Source organism: Pseudoalteromonas sp. 0303, assembly GCF_013349995.1.
Classification (GTDB): domain Bacteria; phylum Pseudomonadota; class Gammaproteobacteria; order Enterobacterales; family Alteromonadaceae; genus Pseudoalteromonas.
In genome coordinates this window covers 14,172-39,612 of record NZ_JABVXF010000031.1, presented here as the reverse complement: position 1 = coordinate 39,612, position 25,441 = coordinate 14,172, and the positions used below count along the sequence as shown (strand labels likewise).

Sequence of the window (25,441 nt, the reverse complement as noted above, 5' to 3'; positions counted from 1 at the left end):
TACAATTTGGTACATTATTTCATTGTTCAAGCCATTAATAACAACTTAATGTTAACAGGATTTTTCATTAAGGTTGTTTATTTGTGACTGTTCTGGGTAGTTGCTCACTTGGGCTACGAGTTTTATTTCTAATTAGTGCATTTTGCCTTTCACCAATGGCAAGCAGCACTAACTCTGCGTATTTAGCAGATGAAGGAGTAAGCCTTGGTTTAAGCTTAGGTTATGGTCAACTCGACAACCCGGTTTATAAAAAAGACGACATTCCTCTTTATGCCCTACCGCGCATTGAGGTATTTGCCGGTGACTTTTCATTTGCAAATACTCAGTTTGCTTGGACACCCGTGTGGGGCGATAACTATCAAGTGTCGTTATTCACCCAACTTAATGAAGATGGGCTGTATTTTGCTAAACACTCAGCAGCACTGACCGCGATTAGAACAACCGGCGGCCGCCCCTCAATGACACCGCCACCACCTGGTTCAGGTATCGAAACACCAGCGGTGACAAAGCGCCGCGGTGATATTACTGAAATATCAAAACGTAAACTGTCTGCCATGAGCGGTATTGAAGCTATTGTTGACTGGCAAAGCTGGCGTTTTAGCGCGTATTGGTCAATGGAGCTCACCAACTATCACAAAGGGTTACAAGGCGCATTATCTGCGCAGCGCTTGTTTTTGTTTGATCAGCATCTAGTTTTGCTCGGCGCAGAAATACAACATCTAAGTGCTGGTTTAGTGGATTACTACTATGGCAGCGCACAACAAGAGATACGAGCCGGATTTAGCCCTTTTTTAGGTCACTCTAGTCAAAAGTACAATCTAAAAGCCAGTTACCAATATCAGTTTAATCAACAATGGCAATTTATCAGCGATATAAAATACCAACGTTTATCATCGGGTATTGCCGATAGCCCCCTTATCGATGACAGCAACTTACTGTCTTTTTATGCTGGCTTTGCATGGAATTACTGATGATGTTGCGTACGAAGCTTTTTTCACTCTTATTCATTTGTAGCCTCGCGTTTGTTGGCAGTACATTCGCACAAGCCGGTTATATCGAGGCAACACCAGAAAACTGTGTAACGATAGAGCAAGACTGCGTGATGGATGTATCGATTAATTGGTATACCGAAGTCAGCGAAACGGTGTGCATTCGTGTTACTGATCAACAAATTAGGCTGTTCTGCCAAAAGCCAAATCAAGGGCAAAACTTTGCAATCACAGTGCAAAACAATCGCAACATTGTGTTAGAGCTGCTTAGCGAACAGCTAGAGCCATTAGAAAGCACTGAAATTAGTTTATTCCACCAGCATGTTAAAAAACGCCGACGTGATATCGCATGGAGTATTTTTTGATGAGCCAGCATACTATTTTATATATTGAAGATGATTTAAAACTTGCCCAGCTAGTTTCTAATTATTTAAGCAATCATGGTTATATCATTGAACACTTTGATAGTGGTTGCCATGCCTGTTACCAAGCAAGTAGTAAGAAATACGACTTAATTTTGCTCGATATCGGATTAGGCTCGGAAGATGGTTTTGAGGTATTTAAAGAGCTAAAACAATATCAAGATACGCCAATTATTTTTATGACCGCAAGGCAGAGCCAAGTCGATCATATCACTGGCCTTGAGCTAGGCGCCGATGATTACCTAACCAAACCTGTTTCCCCGTCTATTTTATTAGCGCGAATTAACAATACTATTCGCCGCAGCCAAGCTGTTAAGCCAACAAGTACTACCCATAATGCGCATAATATTCGCTTTGGCTCTTTAAGTATTAATACTATTCAGCGCGAGGCTTATTTGCATAGCCAGCCACTTGAATTGACCAGTGCAGAGTTCGAAATACTGATCCAACTAGCTCAATCAGCGGGTCAGTTGGTCAGTCGAGATCAGTTATTTGATGGCACCATAGGCCGTAAATACGATGGTCAAAGCCGCACTATCGATGGCCGCATTAGTCGCTTACGCAAAAAACTCGGTGACGAAGCGGTACCGGCACAAAAAATCGTCACGGTTTGGGGTAAAGGATATATTTTTTCTCCACAAGCGTGGGGTTAATGCAGTTTGCTACGCCTGTTTTGCTATTTGTATTTAACCCTAGCAGTTTGCCTGGGGAGCGCCGCTTGGTTACTAGAAACCTATTTTCCAAGCCCACCGAGTTACAGTACAGAGCAGCAATTAGCAGAAAGCATCTTAAGTCTTGCCCCCAATAACCCTGATGTTAAACAAACACCTCTGGCGAACTTTTACCTTGGTGAACAATTACAGGCATCACTTTTAGCAGGTCAGGTAATTAGCGTTAACGATGCCAATAACAACCTTTACTTTCATAAACTTGCCGATGATAGAGAGACCTTATTAAGCATTGGCCCCTACAGCCAGCCTGCTGATCAGGGTTATCAGTCTTTAGTAAGCCTTCTGTTTTACTCTAGCCTTGCCTTAGCTGTGGTGATTTTTACAGGCCCACTGCTGTTTGACTTAACTAAGCTACGCAAAGCCAGTAGTAAAATTTCAAATGCCGACTTTACAGCACAAGTGCACTTCACACGCTTTAGCTTGCTAAAGAGCATTGGCGATACTTTTGATAATATGGCATTAGCGCTTCATAACCGTAATCAAAGCCAACGCGAATTGATCAATGCTGTTTCTCATGACTTTTTAACGCCTATTTCACGGGCTAAATTCGCCCTCGAAGCAGTCGTTGATAACAACGCTTATCGGCACAGTGTGTTGCAAGACATTATTGAACTTGAGCTTTTAGTCGAAGAGTTTTTAACCTATGCCGAGCTTGAACAATGCGAGCCCACCTTGTTAGTGAAAGACTACTGCCCAGACGAGCTATTACAGCCCTGCATTACTAAGTTTCAAAGCTATAGCCCTTTGGCTATTCGCCTTGACTGCGAATTAACAGCCATTTGCGTTGATAAACAAAGCTTTCAACGCTTATTGCAAAACTTACTCGGCAACGCGGTTCGCTTTGCTAAAGCGCAAATTCATATCAGGCTTTCACAATGCGAAAACGGCACTTTGTTAGTGATTGAAGATGATGGCCCAGGGATCCCTGAACACATGCGCGCCAGCCTCATGCAGCCATTTTCAAAAACCGCTTCGGTGCACCAAACAGGCTACCAAGGTGTTGGCCTTGGCTTATCAATCGTAAAGCAACTGTGCCTATGGAATAACGCAAAATTTAGCTTAGATAACGCACAAACCTTAAGCGGAGCAAGAGCAAGCATCTTGTTTCGATAAACAGTTTTTCGGTAAAAATGTACCAAGCTGTAACAGTGTGTGCCAATTGTTTACATTTCATTGATGTTATAGCCACAACTCAACACTATCCCTACTGATTACAACCGTTCGCCGCTAGCGCGAGCTCATAATTATAATCCTTCGAGGGAAGTTAGATCACATGTTCAATATGAAGAAAGTATCAGTGATGGTCGCATCTGCACTTTACTTAGGTGTAGGTACGTCTGCTGCTGCGCTAAATGACCAAGCATGGCCAGAACAGCCTGCAGGCTATGCGCCAAAGCAAACCGTTACCAATGAATTTGTGTGGGAAGACAAGGTTAATAACACAGTTAAAAAGCAAAGCCGCGTTTTCACACCAGAGAAAGATATTAGTGGTATTCAAACTTATATCGTGCAACTGGACGATGCACCAATTTCAACTTACCAAGGTGGTGTTAAAGGGCTTGCGAGCACTAAAGATGTGGTAATGCAGACGCAACAAGCAGCAACGCGCTCAACGCTTAATATGGCGCAGCCTGCTATCGCAACTTACGCTAACCACCTAGCAAGTAAGCGCCAATCAGTACTGAGTACTGCGATGAGTCAGCAAGGCTTACAGCTAAATGTTGAGCGCACATTCAATGTGACATTAAACGGTTTCACCACCCAAATGACACAAGATGAAGCGAAGCGCCTTGCTAAAGTGGCTGGTGTTAAGAAGATCACTCGCTCAAAAATCTACAGCCTAAATACGTTTAATACCATTGAGCAAACCGGTGCTTCTGCACTGTGGAGCACAAGTGCTAGCAACCCGAGCAGCAACAAAGGTGAAGGCACGGTTGTCGGTATCATCGATACGGGTATCAATACCGATCACCCATCATTCGCAGCAGTAGGCGGCGATGGCTACACTCACACCAACCCTCTAGAAGACAAGTACCTAGGTGACTGTGCAACCGCTGAATTTGCTGATCTGTGTAACGACAAGCTAATTGGTGTGTACTCATACCCTGAGATCACCGCAGCCTACGTTGATACTGTATTTGAAGAGACTCGCCCAGAAAATGGTGAAGACTATAATAGCCATGGTTCACACGTTGCAGGTACAGCGGCAGGTAATATCCTTTACGATATTCCTTACAAACTGACAGAGTATGAAAGCCAATCATCTGGTTTAGAAACCAATTTAACTTTCCCGCAAGTATCAGGTATGGCGCCTCATGCCAATATCATTTCATACCAAGTATGTTGGCCGGGTGGTTCTGGTGACCCTTATGCAGGCTGTCCAACAAGCGCAATCTTAGCTGCTGTAGAACAAGCTGCTATAGATAATGTTGACGTACTGAATGCTTCATTAGGTGGCCTTGAAGAAGACCCATGGAGCGACCCAATTGAGCAAGCGTTCATGAATGCGGCTGAAACCGGTGTATTTGTGGCGGTAGCGGCAGGTAACAGCGGCCCTGAATATTCAACGGCTGACCACTCTTCACCTTGGGTAACCACAGTTGCAGCTCATACGCCTTCAACTAAAGTCAATTTTGGTAACAAACAACTTAAAAACCTAACTGGTGGCGATACTGCAGCGCCAGGACCATTTGCTGGTGCAGGTGTAAACTTTAACGAGCTAACAGGTTTAATCGTTGCCGCAACTGATTTTGAAAATCCAAATGAAAGCTCAAGCTATGCACTTGCCAACTGTGACAAGCCATTCCCTGAGGGGACATTTGATTTAGTTGATGACCCAGCAACTGCTATCGACGAAAGTGCGCAAGATGTGATTGTCGTATGTAAACGTAGTTCTTACCCGCTGTACTCTAAATCGCTAAACGTAGAGGCAGGTGGTGCTGAAGGTTTAATTATTTATAACCATGTATCATTCTACGATCGCTACACGATTCCTTCAGTCACTTACCCTATCCCTACCATTCACATTAAAAACGTCGATGGTACGAGCTTACTTGACTGGCTAAGCACAGGCGACAGCCACATGGGTACCATTGAAGCAACCGAAGGTACTGTAGATGCTGTAGATAAAGACCGCATTGCTTACTTCTCTGGTCGTGGTCCATCATACTTTGGCTTTGACACCTTACTTGTAGACATTGCGGCTCCGGGTGTTGATATCTATGCGCCATCATCAGACGATCAACCATTTACTAGCAACCCTGCCACTTCAGACTGGCAGTCTATGTCTGGTACATCAATGGCAAGCCCACACGTTGCGGGTGCGGCAGCATTGTTAAAACAATCTCATCCTGATTGGACACCAATGCAAATTCAATCAGCATTGATGTTAACTGCAAACAATCAAGTTGCTTTAGCACAGTACCTAAACAACTACACCGATGATGGTTTTGATGCTGCCCTTGCTGAAATGGGTTCGGGTAAAATGCAAGTTGAGCGTGCTGATAAAGCAGGCCTATTGCTTGATGAAACCATTGCTAACATGAATGCAGCTAACCCAAGCCTAGGTGGCCGTGAAAAAGCACTAAACACAGCTTACATGGTTGATAATGACTGTGGCTTTAAGTGTACGTTTATCAGAACCTTTACGGCGACAGAAGACGCAAGCTGGACACTTCATACAGAAAACTGGATTGGTAATAGCAAAATTAGTGTTGAGCCAAGCAACTTTGATATTAAAGCAGGTGAGACACAAAGCATTGTTGTTACGGTTGAAGCAAGCCAACAAGCAACACCACAAGAAATTGTTGATTACACAGGTAACCAAGGTCAAATCGTAATGACCTCAAGCAACCCTGAATCACCAATTTTAGAAATGCCTGTATGGACTTTCGCTGGTGATACCGGTTTACCTGAGTATATTCAAATTGATGCACACCGCCGTTCTGCAACGATGAAAGTGGGTCCATTCAATACTGATGAAATTAGCAACCTAACCACACAATCGTACGGCTTAGTAAAAGGCCAAGTTGAAACAGTACACCTATTCAACGACACCACACCAGGCGACCCATTCGATAGCGTAGAGGTTGAAGGTGAAGGCGAAGCTGTGAACAACAACCACATTCAGTGGACGACAGTGCCAGAAGGCGCAAAAATGCTAAGCGCAAGCGTCATGAACGACACGTCACGTGTACTTGTGTTCATGGGTAAAGATAGTAACGGGGATGGCATTGCGTCTTATGAAGAAACGCTATGTATGTCAACGAGCTACACCCTAACTAACTTCTGTAATATTGTTGATCCTGAAGCGGGTGAATACTTTACGTTATACATGAGCCTACAGACTCTATCGTATGGTGAAGTTGATGAAGGTATCGAAGTATCGTTTGCAACAGCTGTGACCACTGAAGACAATGGTTCATTAACCGTAACAGGCCCAAGCAGCGTACCAGGTTATGACGAACTTGAGCTTGACCTTGCTTATAACCTACCTGATATGGAAGTGGGCGATATCTACTTTGGTGGCTTTGATATTGGTAGCAACCCTGAAGATGCGGGTAATCTTGGTTTTGTTCCAGTGATCATCGAGCATGTTGATAAAGACGTGACCTTTACAGCTAACAAAGACAAAGCATTTGTGGGTGATTTAGTAGACTTCGAAATCAGCGTCATTGCTAATAACGAAGATGAAGCGCGTCAGTTTGCTCTAAACACTGAGTTCCCTGTGGGCGTAGACATTGTTCCTGACAGCATTGTCGCATCTAACTCAACGCCAGTAACACCAATGTTAGATAGCAACGCTCTAGCACTAGTTGGTGTTCAAGAGACGACTAAAAATGTTGAGCGTAATTATAACATTACCACCAACATCACAGACGAAATGTGTTCATTAACATCGGCGCATTCACCAGATCCTCACTACCTAGAACTACGTGAGCTTGGCTGGCGTACACTAGAAGGTGTTGAAGGTCGTTACTACAACGAGTTTGAGTACACATTTAAAGAAATCATGAACACTAACCTTGATGTGTCATTCCCATTCTTTAACAAGTACCACTTTGACTCAATTAAACTTAACCCAGCAGGCTTAGTCACATTTGGTTCGCAAGGCCGTACAACGCCATTCCACGTTGAACTGCCTGAGGGTTACACTCAGCCGCCACCACCGCCTTACCTAATCGCACCTTTCTGGGTTGGTGACAACATGATCCCAGAGCGTGTTGACGGTGGTTACGGTAACTATGACGCCAACGCCGGTATCACACCAACTTACACGGTATCTCGTGAGTGGTTAGTACTTGAGTGGGATAATATCCAGCGTTCAAGAACTGAAGGCCAATCTGTTGATGTTGAAATGTTCATGCGTATGGGCATTGACTATGAGCCAGGTGAATACGAGCTACTATTTGCTTATGACAACCTAAGCTTAGTTGATGCACAAGGTTCTATCGGCTTGAAAGCTGCTGATGGTCGTGGCTTTATCAGTGGTGATATTCCAATCGATTTAAACATCGGTAACAAGTACGGCTTCGACAATATGGACGAAGTACTACACGACAAACTGGTTGTGTGTCTTGACTACACAGGCCCTGAGATTTCTAAGTTTGACGTGAAATTCCAAGCGTACATTGGAGAACAAGCGGCGAATCAAACGCATCAACTATCACTTACAAATGGTTTAGTTGGCGCAGATGATGAAACCATCACCCTTGACCTAGAAGTTATCGGTAACCTAGAAATGGCAGCCTTAACTGATATGTCGGTGGCAGAGAACGAAACGATTAGTTTTGACGTGCTTTATGCTGACGAAAACCAAGTGAGCAACCAAATCGACGTGTTAGGCGAAAACTTCACTTATGAAGTATCTGGTCACACATCAGGTAGCACTGTGACTATCACGCCAGCGGCGCACTTCCATGGTGATATTGATGTAACAGTAAAAGTTAGCGACAGCGTTAACCCAACTGATGCAGCAATGAGTTCATTTGTATTATCGGTGATGTCTGATGGTGAAGAGCTTGGCTGTACTGATAGCTCAGCAACTAACTATGATGAAAGCGCCAATACTGACGATGGTAGCTGTACTTTCCCTGAGGCGGTGATTCCAGAAGCAGAGATTGAAAAAGACAAGAAATCATCAAGCGGTTCATTCGGCTGGTTACTACTAGCAGTTGCACCACTGATGGCACTTCGTCGTAAAAAATCTCGAATTAACTAAGGATTAGTTAATTAGGATAGTAAGTAGGTAATGCCGATATGCTTAGCATATCGGCATTTTTCGTTATAAATACTTTAACCAAGGCTTGTTAGCCTTACGCTTGTATTCACTAAACTTCTTGGTTGGCCAATAAAGCCCTACTGCCAACAACAAAGTAATAAACCATATACCTGATATATCACTGACTCCTAAATATTGCCCTTGATTTGCCCCCCAGATCAGCATGCCTATTTGATACATAAATAGCAGTACATAGAGGTGGAAAATATAAAAGAACATAGGCACAGAGCCATACACTCGAAGCACATTAGTAAAGCGGTTTAATGGTCTTTCAAATAACCATAAGCCAACAAACATGCCTGCTAACGTGATCAGCAAAAAGCTCAGTGACGGTGGGTACTTAGTCACGTTAAACACCGACATCATGGTTTCGGTTGTGGTACTAAACGTTTGCCATGGCAAAGTTTCGCCATAAATATTAAAACCACGCAGCAGCGCAAATAATCCCACACATAACAGGGCTAACAGCAGTAATGCTCGTTTACGCGAATCTGCCGATTGAGTGTGCGCATATAAAGGACCTGCACAGTAACCCAACAAAATTACGCCAATCCAAGGCAGCACTGGGTAGCTAATTTTGACGTCGATTAAACCACCTTGTGATAGATAGCCTCGGTCATGCAAAATCGTCCACAGCGAGTAGCCAAACTCATTAGGCGTAAAGCTGATTGGGGTCAGTAAGTTGTGACCAAATACAATAACTAAACCAAGCACCAGCAATAGGTTGCGTGGCAGCTTAATCAGTAATGCTAACGCCAACATACAAAGGCCAATTGCCCACATCACTTGTAGCCAAATGGTGTGGTAGTAACCCATCCACGAAAAACAAATCAGGGTCACTTCGAGGGCGATTAAAAACAGCCCTCGCTTGATTAAAAAGCTTCGTGCTGAGCGCTCCACGCCACTTGCTGGGTGACTATAAAGCCACGCCGACAAACCGGTTAAAAAGATAAAGGTTGGCGCACAAAAGTGCGCAGCAAAGCGGCTCCAAAAAAGCCCCGGCGAAGTGGTATCAACCACCATGGGATCGGCCACCTGCATATGCAAGAAAAAGCGCTCTCGCACATGATCAAGTAACATCAACAGAATAACGACACCACGCATGATATCGATACTGTGAATACGGCTTTTAACTTGCTCAGAAGTCATAGTTTACGCCAAGTTTAAATTGTGTCGGCGCCCCTGGGTAAGCCCACAATGCATTGTAAGAACTAGCGATATACTGCTCATCAAACACGTTATCGACATTTAATGATACCGTAGTACGTTCAGTCGCTCGCCATTTAGCAAATAAACCAACAGTTTGGTAACTCGGTAAACGGAAAGTGAGATCAGCTGGGTCACCTAAGCGATCAGACACATATTGATAATGACCACCAATCTTTATTTCTTGTGCGAATAGATTTAGGTCATGGTTTAAGCCAATCGAAAGGTTATTCTTTGGTACGTTCACAAGTGGACTGCCCTTAGGAATTGGCACTAACCAGTCAACATTTAGACTGTCTGTTGCAGTCTCGGCATCAACATAGGCATAAGATAGGTTGTACTCGGTATTGTCACCCAATGAACCTGTTAAATCTAACTCAAAACCTGTGCTATTTGCTTTACCTACAGGTGTTGAATAACCCACATTTACTGGATCTGCCACCAGCATGTTGCTCTTACTCGCATCAAAGTAAGCAAGCGTACCGCTGATATTGGCGTAGCTAAATTTAACGCCTACCTCAAACGAGTCACTTTCTTCAAAACCGAATGGATTACCTTCTGCATCAGTGCCGCTCAGTGGTAAAAAGCCTTCTGAATAACTTGAGTAAAGGTTAATGTCGTCATTAAGCGCGTAAACCACACCAAAACGTGGACTAATGCGGTTTTCTTTGCTGTTTGATGCCACACCAGACTTAGTCTCAAAAATATCTTGTTCAATTTCATCAAAACGCAGACCTAACATCACTTTTAAGTTATCGGTTAGATCTAGTTGGTCTTGCAGGTAAATACCGTACGCATTTTGCTGTTCGTTATTTTCGTACTGCATGCCCACTTCAGGGCCTTCAGTGGTGCTGTACTCTGGCTCATAAATATCAATGGTGTAAGTGCCATTACCACCACGGTAGCGATAAAGTCCAGTGCGCAGCTCATAGTCGTAACCGTCAACACCAATCAATACATGGTTGGTGATACCGGCAACATCAAAGTGACCGCTTAATTCAAAACGCAGCGATAAATCATCAGACTCATAGTCACGGTATCTGTGCTGGCGAGTTAAAGTTCTGCCATCATCAAATAATGACTGACGCGATGGTGAAAGCTCAGCATCTGACGAATAACCCGTTAGCGTTGCAGTACGGTAACTAGCACCTAATAACAAGCTCCAATCTTGGTTAAGGTCGTTGCTGTAATTTAATTGATGGCCGCGTGAGTGCACTTTGGTTGGTGCATCATTTGGATTACCTAAAAAGCGTGACTCAGGCACGGTATCAAAATCACCATTTAACACCACAATACCGCGGTCATACATTTGCTGTTGGTCAACATACTCAAACTCATAAGTCAGCGATGAGTTATCGTTGATTTGATAATAAAGCGAAGGCGTAATCACGAATTTGTCGTGGTGTACATAGTCTCTGAAGCTGTCACTATCTTGCCATGCGCCATTGATACGAAACGCTAAATCATCACTTAAACCGTTAGTGTAATCACCTTGAATACGCTTGTGATCATCGCTACCGAACTCAGCTTGAAGTTGCCCTTGCTGATAAAACTGTGGCTTTTTAGTAATAATGTTTACGGTACCACCCGGCTCCGAACGGCCATAGAGTGCTGAGCCTGGTCCTTTTAATACTTCGATGTATTCAATGTTTGATACATCACGTGGGCCTGCAAAGCCGCGACCACCACTAAAACCGTTAACTAAGTACCCAGACGGCATATTTTCGTTACCTGACAAACCACGAATTGAATAGCTATCCCACAGCGCGCCACCATTATTCTTACGAGTAATACTGGCAGAAAAATCCAGTGCATCACGAAACTTAGTAATACCGTTATCAGTCATCATGTCTTTACTTAATGTGGTGATCGATTGCGGTAAATCTTTTGTTGGAATATCACCACGAAACGCCTGTTTATGTTCAATGGTGATCGTTTCGATATCGCTGTTATCAGCTGCATGTGTATTCGCTGCAAACGCCGCAGCTAAGGCTAAACTAAGAGTTGAGTACTTCATAAGGTCTGATTGTAGTAATTAAGGGAAATGTTTTGTTATAAAATAACACAAATAAGCGCATTGATATAGTATAACAAATCATTCGCACAGAATTATTACCTATCTTTTTAATGTTTACATCATGCAAGTTCATCACTAGTATTAATAAATGACTAAAAAACAAACAAGTTAGGGAAAACTATGTATAAATCACTTTTCGCATTAACGCTCGTATGCACATCTATAAGTTCATTCGCTAACCCTGATTTATCAGGCCGAAACCCTTTTGTTGATATTCAAGCACAGGTACTCGACACCTCCACAGGTAAGCCAACATGGCAACGTCTTGATCATATTCCTTATGTGCAATACCCAACGGGACTACTTAATCAGCAAGGTAGTGGCTGTGCGATTGTTAACTTTGCAGTTACTCCCGATGGTGTTGTGAAAAACCTTAATATCGAGAACTCAGCACCTAAGCGCTTTAGTAAAGATGTTAGAAAAGCAGCAAGGCAAATAGTGAGAGATTGGCAATGGCCTGAACGTACTGATGATCAAACACTTGAGCTAACCATGCGTTTTGATTACTGCCTCACCTTCGATTACGACAAAAAGAGTGAAGCTGTAGCTATGTGTGTTGAGCATTCAGAACAAGCCTGCGAGTAAAGCATAAATTTGCCATACAGATACTTGAGCCAATGCGAGGTATTGCCTACAATGGCGCACAATTTATTCAATGCAGATCGCAATTATGACTGATACACAAAAACCAGAATTACCAAACCAACTTTCTATCAATCCACGTAGTAAATTTTATGTGGAAGAAGTATTCGAGCATGAAATTGGTGTAAAACTTAACGGCAAAGAGCGTTTTGACGTTGAAGAATATAATATCAGCGAAGGTTGGATCAAAGTCGCTTCTCCAAAAGCCCTTGATCGCCGCGGCCAACCTTTACTATTAAAAGTAAAAGGCACTGTAGAAGTATTCTACAAATAATGATTTGTCGGCTAAAGCTTGCTTTAGCCGATACTCCCTCTAAATTCACGCCCCTATTTCATCGATTGATTTCTAGACACATTTTGTAACACTGCGTTCATCGCAACTGCATCGCTATTTAAAACTGAATTGTTATGATGTAACAGTTCCCAAAATAGGATGTAATCCCATGAAAAAACTAACAACGTTGGCACTGGCCATGGCTGCGACACTGGCACCTTGGGCATCAGCTTACGAAACTAAAGACACGCGCTTACTGCGCTTTCCAGATATTCATAACCAAAGCGTTACCTTTGTGTACGGTGGAGATATTTACATTGCTAATACACAAACAGGCGAGAGCAAACGCTTAACCGACCATATTGGCTTTGAAACCTTCCCTAAGTTTTCACCTGACGGTAAACGCATTGCCTTTGCAGCAGAGTACAATGGCAGCCGCCAAATTTATGTAATTAACAGCGATGGTTCTGGCTTAAAGCAACTGACTTACTACAACGATGTTGGCCCAATGCCACCACGCGGCGGTTTTGATTATCGTGTTCTCGATTGGACAGCGGATGGCAAAAATGTGGTATTTCGTGCTAACCGCACACCGTGGGGTAAACGTATGGGTCGTCCATACATGGTTCCTGCTGACGGAGGCCTTGAGCAGCCTCTGGCTATTCCAGAAACGGGCGGCGGTATGCTTTCGCCAGATGGTAGTAAATATGTTTACACGCCAATTGACCGTGAATTTCGTACTTGGAAGCGTACCCGTGGCGGTCGTGCACAAGATGTCTGGGTTTACGATCTAAAAAACAATACCTCAGAGCAGCTAACCACTAACCGCGCTACCGATCAGCAACCAACCTGGGTTGGCGACAACATTTACTTTGTATCTGACCGTGATTACACCCTTAACCTGTATCAATACCAAAAAGGCGCTGAGCCGAAAAAGCTAACCAACCATAAAGACTTTGACGTACTGTGGCCATCAGCTGGCCCAAATGCTGTTGTTTATGAAAACGGTGGTTACCTTTATCGCTTTGATCCAAAAACTCAAAAAAGCAGCAAGCTAAGTATTAACATTGCTGGTGTGCGTCAATACGCAATGCCGTACACAAAAAATGTGAGTGACTTTATCGACTCAATGTCGATTTCTCATGATGGTAAGCGTGCACTCTTTACTGCCCGCGGTGAGCTATTTAGCGTACCGGTTAAACAAGGCCCAACACGTAACTTATCTTACACAGCAAAAGGCCGCGAAATTGACGCAAGTTGGTCGCCAAATGGCCGTTATATTGCTTATATGAGCGATGAAAGTGGCGAATACGAAATTTACTTAAAAGACCGCAGTAAAAATAATGCCACCAAGCAGCTAACCAGCAACGGAACTATTTGGCGTTTTACACCTATTTGGTCACCAGATAGCTCCAAACTTTTATTTGCAGATAAAAACCACACACTCTGGTGGATAGATGCAAAATCGGGTAAACAACACAAAATTGATACCAGCATCTACGATGAAGAAGGCATTCGCCAGTATACTTGGTCGCCAAATAGCGAAGACATTGTGTATGTGAAAAACAATGAAAACCGCTATGCCTCGCTGTGGCACTACAATGTTGATAAAAAGAAAGTGACTCGCTTAACGGATGAAATGACCAATGAGCAAAACCCAACTTTCTCTCCTGATGGTCAATACCTGTATTTTAGTTCTGAGCGCGACTTTAACTTAGCCTTCAGCAGCTACGAGTTTGACTACATGTTTAATCGTGCAACGCGTATTTATGCCGCAGCCGTAAATGACAGCATCAAACCACTTATCGCACTACAAAGTGACGAAACAGCGATCGTCAGCGATAAACAAAAAGATGACGACAAGAAAGCGAAAAATACCCTGCAAAGCAGTGACTTTATGCAGCGTGTAACCGCTTTAAATGCGCCAGCTGGAGATTATCGTGGTTTAACGGCAGTAAAAGGTGGCGTGCTAACACTGGCTAATGGTGGCCTACAATTGATAGGCACAGCTCACGACAGCGAGCTTGAAACTGTGGCTAAAGGGATTCGTAGTTATACTATTTCGAGCAACGGTGAACATCTGTTAGTGCATGCGGGTAACGATTACAGCTTAATTGAGCCAAAAGCAAAACAAGACCTAGCAGCGAATAAGCTAGATCTTAGTAACATGACCTTAAAAATTGAGCCACAAATTGAATGGCAGCAAATGTATGTTGAAGGCTGGCGTACATTACGTGATTGGTTCTACGACGAAAACCATCACGGCCAAGATTGGGACGCAATTTTAGCCAAGTATCAACCTATGGCTGATGCTATCTCACACCGTAGTGACCTAGATTACATTCTCAGTGAAATCGCAGGTGAAATTAACTCAGGCCACATTTATGTGCAGTCGGGTGATATGCCAAAGGCAGAGCGTAAAAAACACGGCTTATTGGGTGCAAAACTTGCCAGCGATCCATCAGGATACGTAAAAATTGAGCAAATTTTCCAAGGTGAAAACTGGCATGAAGACTTCCGCTCACCACTTGGCACAACAGGGGTAAAAGCACATAACGGCGACTACATCATTGCCGTAAATGGCCGCTCAGTAAAAGAGGTCGCTAACTTCTACGAATTACTAGAGAACACTCAAGGCGAGCAAGTTGAGTTAGTTCTTAACAGTAAACCGCGCAGCAAAGGTGCATGGCAAGTTACCGTTAAGCCTGTCGCCAGCGAGCAAGGTTTGCGCTATTTAGACTGGGTTAACTCTCGTGCAGCCTACGTTGATAAGCTATCAAATGGCCGAATTGGTTATGTTCACTTACCAAATACAGCCTACGAAGGTAACCGCGCCATGTTCAAAAACTACATGCCGCAAACCACCAAAGACGCCATGATTATTGATGACCGATACAATGGCGGCGGCTTTATTCCTGAGCACATGATCACCTGGCTTGCTCGTAAACCGCTTAACTACTGGAAGCGCCGCGGTGTTGAGCCTACGAAAACACCACAATTTGCTCATGATGGTCCAAAAGCCATGCTGATCAATGGTTACTCAAGTTCAGGCGGTGATGCTATTCCTTATTACTTCCGCCAAGCAGGGTTAGGTAAGCTTATTGGTACCCGTACTTGGGGTGGATTAATTGGTATTTCAGGTAACCCAAGCCTTGTCGATGGCGGCCAAGTTATCGCGGCAACATTCCGCGTTTTAGATAACGATGGCAACTGGATCATCGAAAACGAAGGTGTCACCCCAGATATCAAGGTTGTTGACCGCCCAGAGTTAATCTACCAAGGTAAAGATCCATCGATTGAACGTGCCGTAGAAGAGCTATTAAAAGAGCTAAAAGACAACCCGAAAAAGCCACTCACCGTGCCACCAGCACCGACTAACTTTTAATACTTAACTGGTTGTTAAAAAACAAAAAACCCCGCAGCAATGCGGGGTTTATTTTTAATTAAAAGAGCTATTCATCACCTTGTATATACAAGCAATCATCGACTGACTGCTTTAAAGTTTCAATGAGTGCCTCATCCATATATTGGTACTCATCGGGTATATCGAGTACCTGAATCGGCTTGTATTGTAATAAACGGCTAAACTGCGCTTTAAGGCGTTGTTTATGCTTATGTTCCATCACAAAAATTATATCTGCCCAATTAATATCAGCCGTTGTTACCGTGTGCCTTGCTCGTGGGCTTGTGCCTGCAGAGCGGGCTTTAATGCCATTGTATTGGTTGAATACCTTTTCCTTTGTGAGTCTGGCTAAATTCAGGGCCCTTAAACGTACGAATCGGATTACCCCGTTGCAGCTCATTGTGTTGTTGCCACCGCGACTTTTGCTGCTGGCTTGCAGCCTGCTGAGCTTGCTCTGCCAGTTTTTGCATTAGCAAAACTCGGGCTAAACACTTATTCGCATGCTGACTTCGTTCACTCTCTACGCGAACAGTAATTCCTGTCGCAACATGGGTAGCACGAACAGCCGAATCAGTAGTGTTTACATGTTGGCCTCCCGCGCCACTTGCGCGGCATTGCTGAAAGCGGATCTCGCTATCAAATTTTTGCTCTGCTATTTCAAATATTTGACCGCCAAAGTACCAGTTTTTACGCTTATGCCTTGCTCTGAATGGGCTTTGACAAACCCACAACATCGAGCCATGCCATTGCTGCGCAAACTGTTTTAAAATTCGCGGCTCAGCACCGGTTAATTCAAGCAATACCGATTTGTAGCAGCCTGAAAGCTCAGCTTGCTCTACAGCAAGAGCATTCACCTTAATAGCTAACGCTTTAGCATCACACTCAAGATGCTTAACAGCCATTGCCACCGCTTTACAACACTCTAAAGGACCCGCCCCTGACGATAATTGCACTAAGATCATCCGCACGTTCCTTGTGTTTTAAAGGTAAGCACAGGCTTTAATTTGGCAATTACAGTAACCAGCCCTGCATCAACAAGGTCATCTATAACTGTTTGGCAGTCTTTGTAAGCTTGTGGTGCTTCATCATAAAGCAGCGTTTTATCATTACAGATCACCCTGCTACCAAACGCAGTGCGATATAAATCTTCCTTTTTAAACTTGTGACTCAAACGGCCTTGGCATTCTCCACGCTTCCATTTGCGACCAGCGCCATGTGCAAGGGAGCGTAAGTTTACGTTTTGCTCAACCGTTGGCTTAACTAAGTAACTGTAATCACCGCGAGAGCCCGGGATCATCACAGCCCCTTGATCGCTGGGTGTAGCGCCTTTTCGATGTAACCAGCCAGCTTGTCCTGCAATCTGTGATTGACTTACAAGGTTATGATTTACATCTAAAACCTGTTCGCCGCCAGCGCGAATAGCTTGTAAAAAACGCCGTGCGATCAGTTCTCGGTTTAACTGAGCCCAACGCAGTGCTTCGTCATGTTTGACCATATAATCTGTAAAGGCACCACTTTCTACCTCAAGGCCATCATGGTTATGCTCTGCAATATGCTTAACTAAAATAGCTTGTCCTAACCCTCTAGAGCCAGAGTGCACCAATAGCTGCAGTTGTTTAGGTTGTAGGCCTAAAGCAAGCAAGGCTTGTTGATCAAACACCTCTTCAATCGCCTGAAATTCAGCGAAATGATTGCCACCACCTATGGTGCCAAGGGCGCTATCAAAACCAGTTTGTGTGATAGCCAGTTCATGTTTTCGCTCGCTAATTAATGTGTGCCAACTATCATCTAGCGGCTGTTCAACATCGCTTAAGCGTTTTGCGAGCTTATCTACATTTAACTTGGCTAACTTAGTATTGGTTTGCCAAAGCGACATACCGCAACCAATATCATTCCCCACTAAAGCGGGGTAAATTCTACCTTCTGTAAAAAAGACAGCCCCAATGGGGTAACCTCGACCAGGGTGTAAATCGGGCATACCCGCTACAGCGTGCATACCAGGTAATTCAGAAGTTTTAATTAATTGTTGTATTGCTAGCCCTTCAATCCACGACTCTTTAGACGCAATAAGGCTAACGTTATCAGTAAGTTTTTGGACGGACTTGCCCATAATACCAATTCCTTTCTCTGCAATAGAAAAATGCTAACGAAAAATGATTTGGCAGGTCTTTGATTAATTGATCAGGCTTAGCTTTGAAAAGCTAATAAAGAAATAGCTTCGAGCTAGGCAAGAAAACGACCTGCAAAGGAACAAGTTGTATAAGTCATATTGTTTACTCCTCTACAGTGTGTGAATGGTTAAAATCGCGGCGACTGTAAACAGCTTAAAAAGTGAAAGCAACTAAAAAATAATCAATCGTTGTTATTTACGCCCTTTTTAAATGTTCATCACAACGTGAAAAATGTGCAATTAAGCGCCTATGGGTTGTCATCTAGAGAAAATTTGAGCAATCTAAAAATGCCTTAAAAATAATAACAAGAGTGACTGCAAGGTTACTCAAACAGGATGCCGCCATGCTCAAACACCGTATAGCTCGCTCACTCATCAGCTTACCACTGTTGATTGCTGCCCATGTCACTAGCGCAGCTGAACTACCAAAAGAGATTGATGCTGCGTTTCAATCGGCGGTAAGTGCGAAAACGGTGCCGGGCATTACTGTCGCTGTGGCCGATAAATCAGGAATAATCGCGGCAAAGGGTTATGGTTTTGCCGATATCGAAAACCAAGTTTTAATGAGTCCCGAGCATAAGGTTCGCATTGGCAGTGTTTCTAAACTTATTGCTACAGCTGCTATGATGCGCCTTTACGACAAGGGATTGATTAACTTAGACAAACCTGTAACCGACTATGTAACTAACTGGCCAGAAAAACACGCAAATTTAACACTGCGCCAGCTCGCGTCACATACCGCAGGGATCCGCCATTACAAAAAAGGCGCCAATGAGTTTTTACTCAACAAATGGTATGGCGATATTGATAGCGCTTTAGCCATGTTTAAAGATGATCCCCTACTGTTTGAGCCGGGCACCAAACAGCAGTATTCAACATTCGCTTGGACATTAGTAAGCGCTGCGATGGAAGGCGCTGATCCAAAACGCAATTTTAGAGAAGTTATCGAACAAGAAGTCTTCGCGCCACTTAAGTTAAACGACACATATTTTGATGAGCAGTTTACCCTGATCCCACATCGTGCAAGACCTTATAGCGTTGATCAGGGCCGTTTAATTAACTCACCGCAGACCGATCACAGCTATAAATGGGCAGGCGGTGGGTTTATTGCAACACCAAGTGATATCGTCAAGTTTGCAGTAGCTCACACGCAAGGCAATTATCTAAAAGCAACCACAGTAGATGAAATGTTTACCCCTGCCACACTCAATAATGGTGAACAGGTCAATTTTGGTATTGGTTGGATGACAGGTTTCAAAAACTATCAGCAAAGAGAAAAATACCAACATAATACTGAACTACAAGCATTGATGGCCGACATGCCACATGCTGTGATGCACTCTGGCGGTAGTATGGGTGGCATTACCATGACCATTATGTGTGTTGATCATCAACGCGCGGTGACTGTAGTTAAGAACGTCAATGGTGATAACAGCGCAGATGTATTTGCGCTTGCCCTACAAACCCTGAGCTATTATCACCAAGACCATTGATTGTTTAAGGCAGCTTAACTATAGCTGCCCTTGTAACCTCGTTTTTGTCTCTTTTAAGTAATCTGGGTAGGGATACGAGTCATCTGCAACAGCGATTGCAGCCTCGATTTGAACTAATGCTTGGCGAGTATTACCTTGCATTTCATAGCCATATGACAAAGCTGACAGTGCATACGCTGATTTTGGGTAGTTTTTGATATTGTACTTAAACACCTCAATAGCCCGCTCAAATTGCTGGTTATCCGTTAAGCTGTAACCCAGCATCCGAACAGCGCGGTCTGGTGGCGCTATTTGCTCGCCCCATTGCTGAGATAAACGTTGATAATAGGCATCAATTGATGAAACATCATCGCCCAATGCACTCAAAGGCATATGTTTAGATAAAAATAAGCCATGGTACGCATTAAATGCCCCAGCAGCTGAGGTTAGGTTATGCGAAACGCCTGCAAAGGCGTCGCTCTTAAAGCGCAGATTTGGTACTTTACTATTTTGCATCGTTTGCTGCATATCATCGTATCTTTCGCGCATAATGCCGGCTTCTTCGCCGATATTCATATATACATAGCTGTTAATACTTTTGGCTTTAGTAACAAAGGTATTTAGACTCTTAGCCGGGGCGCCATAGTTCCACCATACCGCAGGGCTATAAGCAATGTGCGCTTGAAATAACTCAGGATCAGCCTGCATTGCGTAAAGAGCAAATACACCCGCAGCTGAGGCTCCGGCAATAACTCTATAATCATGAGTACGATACTGTTTATTAACCAAAGGCATCAGTTCTTGCTCTACGAAAGCTAAAAACTTTGCTGCACCACCGCCTTCACCAACAGGCCCTTGTGGTTCTTTGTTCACTGTAGGATAAAAATCTCTAAGTCGATTAGTGCTTTCAATAGCAACTACAATCACCTCTGGCGCTTGATCATTTTCTTGTAAGCGCTCAAGCACAGCATTAATCAATGGTAAATTACCGGCCCCATCCAAACGATAAATAACGGGATACCTTTTGTTTGGATGTGTTTGATAGCTTTTAGGTAATTGCACTACGACAGTGCGTTGCTCACTAAGATTACTTGATTCGATAGTATGCGTATGTTGGCTGTAATGTGTAACCGCATCATCTGCAGCGGGTTGAGCCATTACATGACTAGTACAGAGTAAAAAACCACTAATACAGAGTAACTTAAATAGTCGCACGACTTATCCTTAAGAAATATTGGTAATTTTTTAAGCTAACATAGTTACAGGTACAAACGAAGATAACTTATGTACTTTTTTCGTAAAAAAAGTACATGTAAGCCATTCTTTTAACTAAAGCGTATGACGCAATATTTGCCCGGCGCTTTTACCCGTCATACCATCCGGTGATTTAATGACTTGGCCATTAATAATGACATATTGAATTCCTTCTGCGTACTGATGAGGTGCGCTAAACGTTGATTTATCTGCAACCGTCGCAGGGTCGAGTATGACAATGTCAGCAGCATAGCCTTGTGCTATCACTCCTCGGTCAGTTAGGCCCATTCTTGCAGCGGGTAAACTGGTCATTTTACGTATTGCATCAGGTAACGAAATCACCCCTTGTTCACGCACATAATGACCTAATACTCTGGGGAAGGTGCCGTATCCTCTTGGATGGGGGTTGCCTTTACCAAGTTCTGAACCACCCGCATCGGTGGCGATTGCAGTAATTGGGTAAGCCATAATGTACTTAACATCATCTTCATTAATAGCGTGGAAGATCCCCTGAGCACCGCCATTTGCTTGAATTTCCATGGCAAGTTCAGCGGCTTCATCAATACTTTGCGCTCGCCCTTCACGTTTTAAAACTTCAGCAAAGGTTAACCCATCCCATGCAGGGTTTGCCGCATAATGCGCTATTTGCAGCCTTGCGGGGTCATCACCGCCTCTGTCTTCACGGATATTTTTGATCAAGCCTTGTTTTATTTTTTGCCTTAACTCTGGATCTTGTAGGCGCTTTTCAACTTCAGCTTGGCCACCAGCCAATGACCATGCAGGAAATAAAATAGCAAATCGCGTAGAAGAAGCCGTGTAAGGATACTGATCGAGGGTGACATCGAAACCCGCTTTACGAGCATCGCGAATCATCTGAATAGTGTGCTTACTCTCACCCCAATTTGGATGACCAATCAGCTTATGATGAGAAATATGCACAGGAATACCGGTCTCTTTTGCAACATCGAGCACTTCATTCATTGCCGTGACAATCTCTGCTCCTTCATCCCGCATATGAGAGGCAAAAAATCCATGCTGAGCATGAGCGGTTTCAGCAAGCACCTTTACCTCAGCAAAGTTTGAGTACACACCTGGAACATATTTAAGCCCAGTCGATAAACCAAACGCCCCCTGCTGCATCGCTTTATCTACCAGTGCTTGCATTGCTTTTAACTCATCAGCGCTGGCAAGTCGTTGCTCTTCACCCATAACAGCTTTTCGAACATCATTATGGCCAATTAATAAGGCTAAATTAGGCCCTAGAGGTGAACGCTCGGTTTGCGCAAAAAATTGCTTAAAGTCGACAGGAGAAAAACCACAGTTACCGCCCAAAATAGTGGTGATACCCTGCTGCACTAAATTATCGAGCCGAGGCAGCTCTGCAATTGAACGCTCAGCATGGGAATGTAAATCGATAAAGCCCGGCGCTACAACCTTGCCATTGGCATCTATAACTTGTTGAGCTTTGTCAGCCGCCATATCACCAATTTTAGTGATCTTGCCGCTTTCAATACCGACATCTGCGTGAACCGCTTTGCCGCCAAGACCATCGAGCAACATAGCGTTTTTGATGATGAGATCAAAAGATTGCCCATAAGCAATCCCTGAGCTGAGCACTAATACAGTCAATCCTATTGAGGTTAAGACACTGCGCTTTTTCATTGTTATTATCCTTAGCCTGAGTGTTTAACCATCCTAATCAATTGCAATACAAATTGCATCAGTGAACAGTAATTAAGCAAATTACAGGCACAAAAAAGCCGGCTAATTAGCCGGCTCTTGATGCTTTAACTTACTCAACCGTCACCGATTTTGCTAGGTTTCGAGGTTGGTCTACGTCGGTGCCTTTAATAACCGCAACATAGTATGAGAGCAGCTGTAGCGGGATTGTATATACAACTGGAGCAATCACGTCATCCACATGGTTTACGTTGATTACACGCATTGTTTCATCAGATTCAAACGCTGAGTCTTTATCTGCGAATACATAGATAATACCGCCACGGGCACGTACTTCTTCTACGTTTGATTTAAGCTTTTCTAGTAGTTCGTTGTTTGGTGCCACAACAATGATTGGCATGTCGGCATCAATCAACGCAAGAGGACCATGCTTAAGCTCACCCGCTGCGTATGCTTCAGCATGAATGTATGAAATTTCTTTCAGCTTAAGCGCACCTTCCATCGCGATTGGGTACTGTGAGCCACGACCTAAGAATAGTGAGTGGTGCTTATCAGCAAACTCTTCAGCTAAATCTTCAATTCCTTCTGCAAGTAGTAATGCTTCTTCTAACTTGTTAGGAAGTGTTTTGATTGCATTTACAATCGCACCTTGCTCTAGGCCTTTTTCTTGCGCAATCGATGCTGTTAGCATTAATAAGCCAACAAGCTGTGTGGTGAAAGCTTTCGTTGATGCAACACCAATTTCAGCACCGGCTTTAGTCATAAAGGCTAAATCAGATTCACGTACTAATGATGAACCCGGCACGTTACAAATGGTCATTGAAGCCATGTAACCTTGCTGTTTTGCAAGACGAAGTGCAGCAAGCGTATCGGCTGTTTCACCAGACTGTGAAATGGTCACAAGTAAGCTGTTTTCATGTACAAATGATTCGCGGTAACGGAACTCAGATGCAATCTCTACATTACAGCTCACGCCAGCAAATTGTTCAAGCCAGTAACGAGCAACCATACCTGAGTGGTATGAAGTACCACAGGCAATAATTTGCACGTGTTTTACGTCTTTAAAGATTTGCTGAGCGCTTTCGCCAAAGGCATCGATCGCTACAGTGTCATTATGTAAACGGCCTTCAAGGGTGTTACGTACAGCAAGAGGCTGTTCGTAAATTTCTTTCAGCATGTAATGACGATATTCGCCTTTACCTGATGCATCTTGCGTAATGTTTGATTCAATCACTTCGCGTTCGACTGCATCACCGTTTGCATCAAAAATTTCAACACTGTCACGGGTAATACGAGCCACATCACCTTCTTCAAGGTAAATAAAGCTTCGTGTAACAGGTAATAGAGCAAGTTGGTCAGAGGCAATAAAGTTCTCACCAAGACCCAAACCAATCACCAGTGGGCTACCTGAACGCGCTACGATGATTTCGTTATCGTTCGCTTTATCAAAAACAACCGTACCAAATGCACCTTCAAACTGCTTAACTGCAGCTTGCACAGCTGCTAAAAGTGTATCGTGCTGTTGGCGAAGTTGGTGAATAAGGTGCACCATAACTTCAGTATCTGTTTCTGATAAAAACTCATAACCGTCGCCTTTAAGCGCATCGCGTAGGCTGGCATGGTTTTCGATAATACCGTTATGAACTAGGGCAATTTCGCTATTCGAAACATGTGGGTGAGCATTCGCTTCAGTTACGCCACCATGAGTTGCCCAGCGCGTATGTGCGATACCTGTAGTACCATTAACTGCTGCATCATTAAGTGCGGCTTCAAGGTTAGCAACCTTACCCACTGACTTTACAGTGTTAAGCTCAGTACCTTTAAGTAAAGCCACACCAGCTGAATCATAGCCGCGGTATTCAAGGCGCTTTAGGCCTTCAACAAGAATTTTATTTACTGGGCGTTCTGCAACAGCCCCAACGATTCCACACATAATTTCTCCTTTTGCACATGCCAAAGTGTTTTACTTTGGGCGGTATGTGTTGTCATAAATGATGCGTAATAAGATGTTGTCGGTCTTATTACGGGTTATTCAATTTCTGCACAGATCAGTTGTACACCACATGCTGTTATCGCCTCGCGCTTGTCTGCGCTTAGGTTGTTGTCTGTAATAACAGTGGTTACACGCTGCCAAGGCAGTTCTAAATTCGGTATTCTTCGGCCAATTTTTTCTGACTCTACCAGCACCACTACTTCACGGGCCGCTTCAGCCATCACTTGGCTTAGCCCCACTAATTCATTGAAGGTTGTAGTACCTCTATCAATATCAATGCCATCGGCACCAATAAATAGTTGGTCAAAGTCGTAAGAGCGAAGAACATTCTCCGCAACTTGGCCCTGAAACGATTCTGAATGCGGATCCCAGGTTCCGCCGGTCATCAAAAGTGTTGGCTCATTTTCTAATGAAAGCAGTCGGTTAGCGACATTAATAGCATTTGTCATCACCACTAAACCGCGCTTTTTGGCAAGCTCAGGGATCATCGCCGCTGTAGTGCGACCGCTATCAATGATGATGCGGTTATGGTCTTTAATAAGCTTTGCAGCCGCCTGTGCGATTGCCATTTTGCGAAGCGAGTCGCTTTTCTCGTTGCTATTTGCAACAATTTCTTGCGGCAGTGCAATAGCACCACCGTAACGGCGTAGCAATAAGCCACTTTTTTCAAGGGCTGTCAGATCTTTACGTATCGTCACTTCAGAAGTTTGAAACTGCTCAGCTAACGCTTCAACAGCAACTTCACCAAGTTCATTCACTTGGCTTAAGATAGTATGGCGACGTTGTTGAGTGTTTCGTTTTGTCATAAAGTGAATTATATAAGTTTCGTTTCGAAAGTTTTGAGATTT

18 protein-coding genes are annotated in these 25,441 nt (G+C 43.7%); 9 read left to right on the top strand and 9 right to left on the bottom strand.

Annotated elements, in window-relative coordinates:
• The first annotated feature begins 83 nt into the window (after positions 1 to 83).
• The 5 genes from HUS62_RS17365 to HUS62_RS23395 all read left to right on the top strand — a co-directional run bounded on the left by HUS62_RS17365 (position 84) and on the right by HUS62_RS23395 (position 8,362).
• Positions 84 to 971 (top strand): MipA/OmpV family protein, encoded by an 888-nt coding sequence (locus HUS62_RS17365; RefSeq protein WP_175080593.1) that lies wholly within the window; start codon positions 84 to 86, stop codon positions 969 to 971.
• Entirely contained in the window at positions 971 to 1,354 is a 384-nt protein-coding gene (locus HUS62_RS17360) for a DUF3019 domain-containing protein (protein WP_165385111.1), read from the top strand. The genes HUS62_RS17365 and HUS62_RS17360 overlap by 1 nt, the downstream gene beginning before the upstream one ends.
• Positions 1,354 to 2,064, top strand: coding sequence for a response regulator transcription factor (locus tag HUS62_RS17355; protein WP_175080592.1), 711 nt, complete (start codon positions 1,354 to 1,356; stop codon positions 2,062 to 2,064). The genes HUS62_RS17360 and HUS62_RS17355 overlap by 1 nt, the downstream gene beginning before the upstream one ends.
• Before the next feature lie 6 nt (positions 2,065 to 2,070).
• Positions 2,071 to 3,255, top strand: coding sequence for an ATP-binding protein (locus tag HUS62_RS17350; protein WP_175080591.1), 1,185 nt, complete (start codon positions 2,071 to 2,073; stop codon positions 3,253 to 3,255).
• Between the two features lie 160 nt (positions 3,256 to 3,415).
• Positions 3,416 to 8,362: a S8 family serine peptidase gene (locus HUS62_RS23395; protein WP_175080590.1), complete on the top strand. Its 4,947-nt coding sequence runs from the start codon at positions 3,416 to 3,418 to the stop codon at positions 8,360 to 8,362.
• Positions 8,363 to 8,425: 63 nt separating this feature from the next.
• Here HUS62_RS23395 and HUS62_RS17340 read toward each other — a convergent pair whose 3' ends face one another.
• Both HUS62_RS17340 and HUS62_RS17335 read right to left on the bottom strand, forming a co-directional pair.
• Complete coding sequence (locus tag HUS62_RS17340; protein ID WP_175080589.1) at positions 8,426 to 9,571, bottom strand: DUF1624 domain-containing protein; 1,146 nt, start codon at positions 9,569 to 9,571, stop codon at positions 8,426 to 8,428.
• The gene (locus HUS62_RS17335; protein WP_175080588.1) at positions 9,561 to 11,645 is read right to left on the bottom strand and encodes a TonB-dependent siderophore receptor; all 2,085 of its coding nucleotides are present in this window, start codon (positions 11,643 to 11,645) and stop codon (positions 9,561 to 9,563) included. The genes HUS62_RS17340 and HUS62_RS17335 overlap by 11 nt, the downstream gene beginning before the upstream one ends.
• A 180-nt stretch (positions 11,646 to 11,825) precedes the next feature.
• Between HUS62_RS17335 and HUS62_RS17330 the strand changes: the two genes are divergently transcribed.
• From HUS62_RS17330 to HUS62_RS17320, 3 genes are all read left to right on the top strand, one after another.
• Complete coding sequence (locus tag HUS62_RS17330; protein ID WP_175080587.1) at positions 11,826 to 12,290, top strand: energy transducer TonB; 465 nt, start codon at positions 11,826 to 11,828, stop codon at positions 12,288 to 12,290.
• An 85-nt stretch (positions 12,291 to 12,375) separates the two neighbouring features.
• A complete protein-coding gene (locus HUS62_RS17325; protein WP_171037140.1) occupies positions 12,376 to 12,621 on the top strand; it encodes a DUF3297 family protein in 246 nt (81 codons plus the stop codon).
• 169 nt (positions 12,622 to 12,790) lie between these two features.
• The gene (locus HUS62_RS17320) at positions 12,791 to 16,006 is read left to right on the top strand and encodes a S41 family peptidase (protein WP_175080586.1); all 3,216 of its coding nucleotides are present in this window, start codon (positions 12,791 to 12,793) and stop codon (positions 16,004 to 16,006) included.
• Positions 16,007 to 16,073: 67 nt separating this feature from the next.
• Here the strand turns inward: HUS62_RS17320 and HUS62_RS23190 are convergent, their stop codons facing one another.
• From HUS62_RS23190 to HUS62_RS17305, 3 genes are all read right to left on the bottom strand, one after another.
• Positions 16,074 to 16,247, bottom strand: a complete 174-nt coding sequence (locus tag HUS62_RS23190; protein ID WP_309473921.1) for a hypothetical protein — start codon at positions 16,245 to 16,247, stop codon at positions 16,074 to 16,076.
• Positions 16,248 to 16,326: 79 nt separating this feature from the next.
• Positions 16,327 to 16,986, bottom strand: coding sequence for a peptide chain release factor H (gene prfH / locus HUS62_RS17310; protein ID WP_175080584.1), 660 nt, complete (start codon positions 16,984 to 16,986; stop codon positions 16,327 to 16,329).
• Entirely contained in the window at positions 16,983 to 18,134 is a 1,152-nt protein-coding gene (locus HUS62_RS17305; protein WP_175080583.1) for an RNA ligase RtcB family protein, read from the bottom strand. The genes prfH and HUS62_RS17305 overlap by 4 nt, the downstream gene beginning before the upstream one ends.
• A 404-nt stretch (positions 18,135 to 18,538) precedes the next feature.
• On the opposite strand from HUS62_RS17305, the gene HUS62_RS17300 reads away from it, so the two are divergent.
• Entirely contained in the window at positions 18,539 to 19,687 is a 1,149-nt protein-coding gene (locus HUS62_RS17300; RefSeq protein ID WP_175080582.1) for a serine hydrolase, read from the top strand.
• Positions 19,688 to 19,705: 18 nt separating this feature from the next.
• Here HUS62_RS17300 and HUS62_RS17295 read toward each other — a convergent pair whose 3' ends face one another.
• From HUS62_RS17295 to HUS62_RS17280, 4 genes are all read right to left on the bottom strand, one after another.
• Positions 19,706 to 20,824 (bottom strand): alpha/beta hydrolase, encoded by a 1,119-nt coding sequence (locus tag HUS62_RS17295; protein ID WP_175080597.1) that lies wholly within the window; start codon positions 20,822 to 20,824, stop codon positions 19,706 to 19,708.
• Between the two features lie 171 nt (positions 20,825 to 20,995).
• Positions 20,996 to 22,582, bottom strand: coding sequence for an amidohydrolase family protein (locus tag HUS62_RS17290; protein WP_175080581.1), 1,587 nt, complete (start codon positions 22,580 to 22,582; stop codon positions 20,996 to 20,998).
• A gap of 130 nt (positions 22,583 to 22,712) precedes the next feature.
• The gene (glmS, locus tag HUS62_RS17285; RefSeq protein ID WP_175080580.1) at positions 22,713 to 24,533 is read right to left on the bottom strand and encodes a glutamine--fructose-6-phosphate transaminase (isomerizing); all 1,821 of its coding nucleotides are present in this window, start codon (positions 24,531 to 24,533) and stop codon (positions 22,713 to 22,715) included.
• A 95-nt stretch (positions 24,534 to 24,628) separates the two neighbouring features.
• The gene (locus tag HUS62_RS17280; protein ID WP_175080579.1) at positions 24,629 to 25,399 is read right to left on the bottom strand and encodes a DeoR/GlpR family DNA-binding transcription regulator; all 771 of its coding nucleotides are present in this window, start codon (positions 25,397 to 25,399) and stop codon (positions 24,629 to 24,631) included.
• Between the last annotated feature and the right edge of the window lie 42 nt (positions 25,400 to 25,441).

Excerpts from the sequence above, each read along its gene's own strand:
- prfH (WP_175080584.1), bottom strand. The coding sequence starts at position 16,986 with ATGATCTTAGTGCAATTATCGTCAGGGGCGGGTCCTTTAGAGTGTTGT.
- HUS62_RS17330 (WP_175080587.1), top strand. The coding sequence starts at position 11,826 with ATGTATAAATCACTTTTCGCATTAACGCTCGTATGCACATCTATAAGT.
- HUS62_RS17280 (WP_175080579.1), bottom strand. The coding sequence starts at position 25,399 with ATGACAAAACGAAACACTCAACAACGTCGCCATACTATCTTAAGCCAA.
- HUS62_RS17320 (WP_175080586.1), top strand. The coding sequence starts at position 12,791 with ATGAAAAAACTAACAACGTTGGCACTGGCCATGGCTGCGACACTGGCA.
- HUS62_RS23395 (WP_175080590.1), top strand. The coding sequence starts at position 3,416 with ATGTTCAATATGAAGAAAGTATCAGTGATGGTCGCATCTGCACTTTAC.
- HUS62_RS17300 (WP_175080582.1), top strand. The coding sequence starts at position 18,539 with ATGCTCAAACACCGTATAGCTCGCTCACTCATCAGCTTACCACTGTTG.
- HUS62_RS17340 (WP_175080589.1), bottom strand. The coding sequence starts at position 9,571 with ATGACTTCTGAGCAAGTTAAAAGCCGTATTCACAGTATCGATATCATG.
- HUS62_RS17290 (WP_175080581.1), bottom strand. The coding sequence starts at position 22,582 with ATGAAAAAGCGCAGTGTCTTAACCTCAATAGGATTGACTGTATTAGTG.
- HUS62_RS17355 (WP_175080592.1), top strand. The coding sequence starts at position 1,354 with ATGAGCCAGCATACTATTTTATATATTGAAGATGATTTAAAACTTGCC.
- HUS62_RS17295 (WP_175080597.1), bottom strand. The coding sequence starts at position 20,824 with ATGGCTCAACCCGCTGCAGATGATGCGGTTACACATTACAGCCAACAT.
- HUS62_RS17335 (WP_175080588.1), bottom strand. The coding sequence starts at position 11,645 with ATGAAGTACTCAACTCTTAGTTTAGCCTTAGCTGCGGCGTTTGCAGCG.
- HUS62_RS17305 (WP_175080583.1), bottom strand. The coding sequence starts at position 18,134 with ATGGGCAAGTCCGTCCAAAAACTTACTGATAACGTTAGCCTTATTGCG.
- HUS62_RS17360 (WP_165385111.1), top strand. The coding sequence starts at position 971 with ATGATGTTGCGTACGAAGCTTTTTTCACTCTTATTCATTTGTAGCCTC.
- glmS (WP_175080580.1), bottom strand. The coding sequence starts at position 24,533 with ATGTGTGGAATCGTTGGGGCTGTTGCAGAACGCCCAGTAAATAAAATT.
- HUS62_RS17325 (WP_171037140.1), top strand. The coding sequence starts at position 12,376 with ATGACTGATACACAAAAACCAGAATTACCAAACCAACTTTCTATCAAT.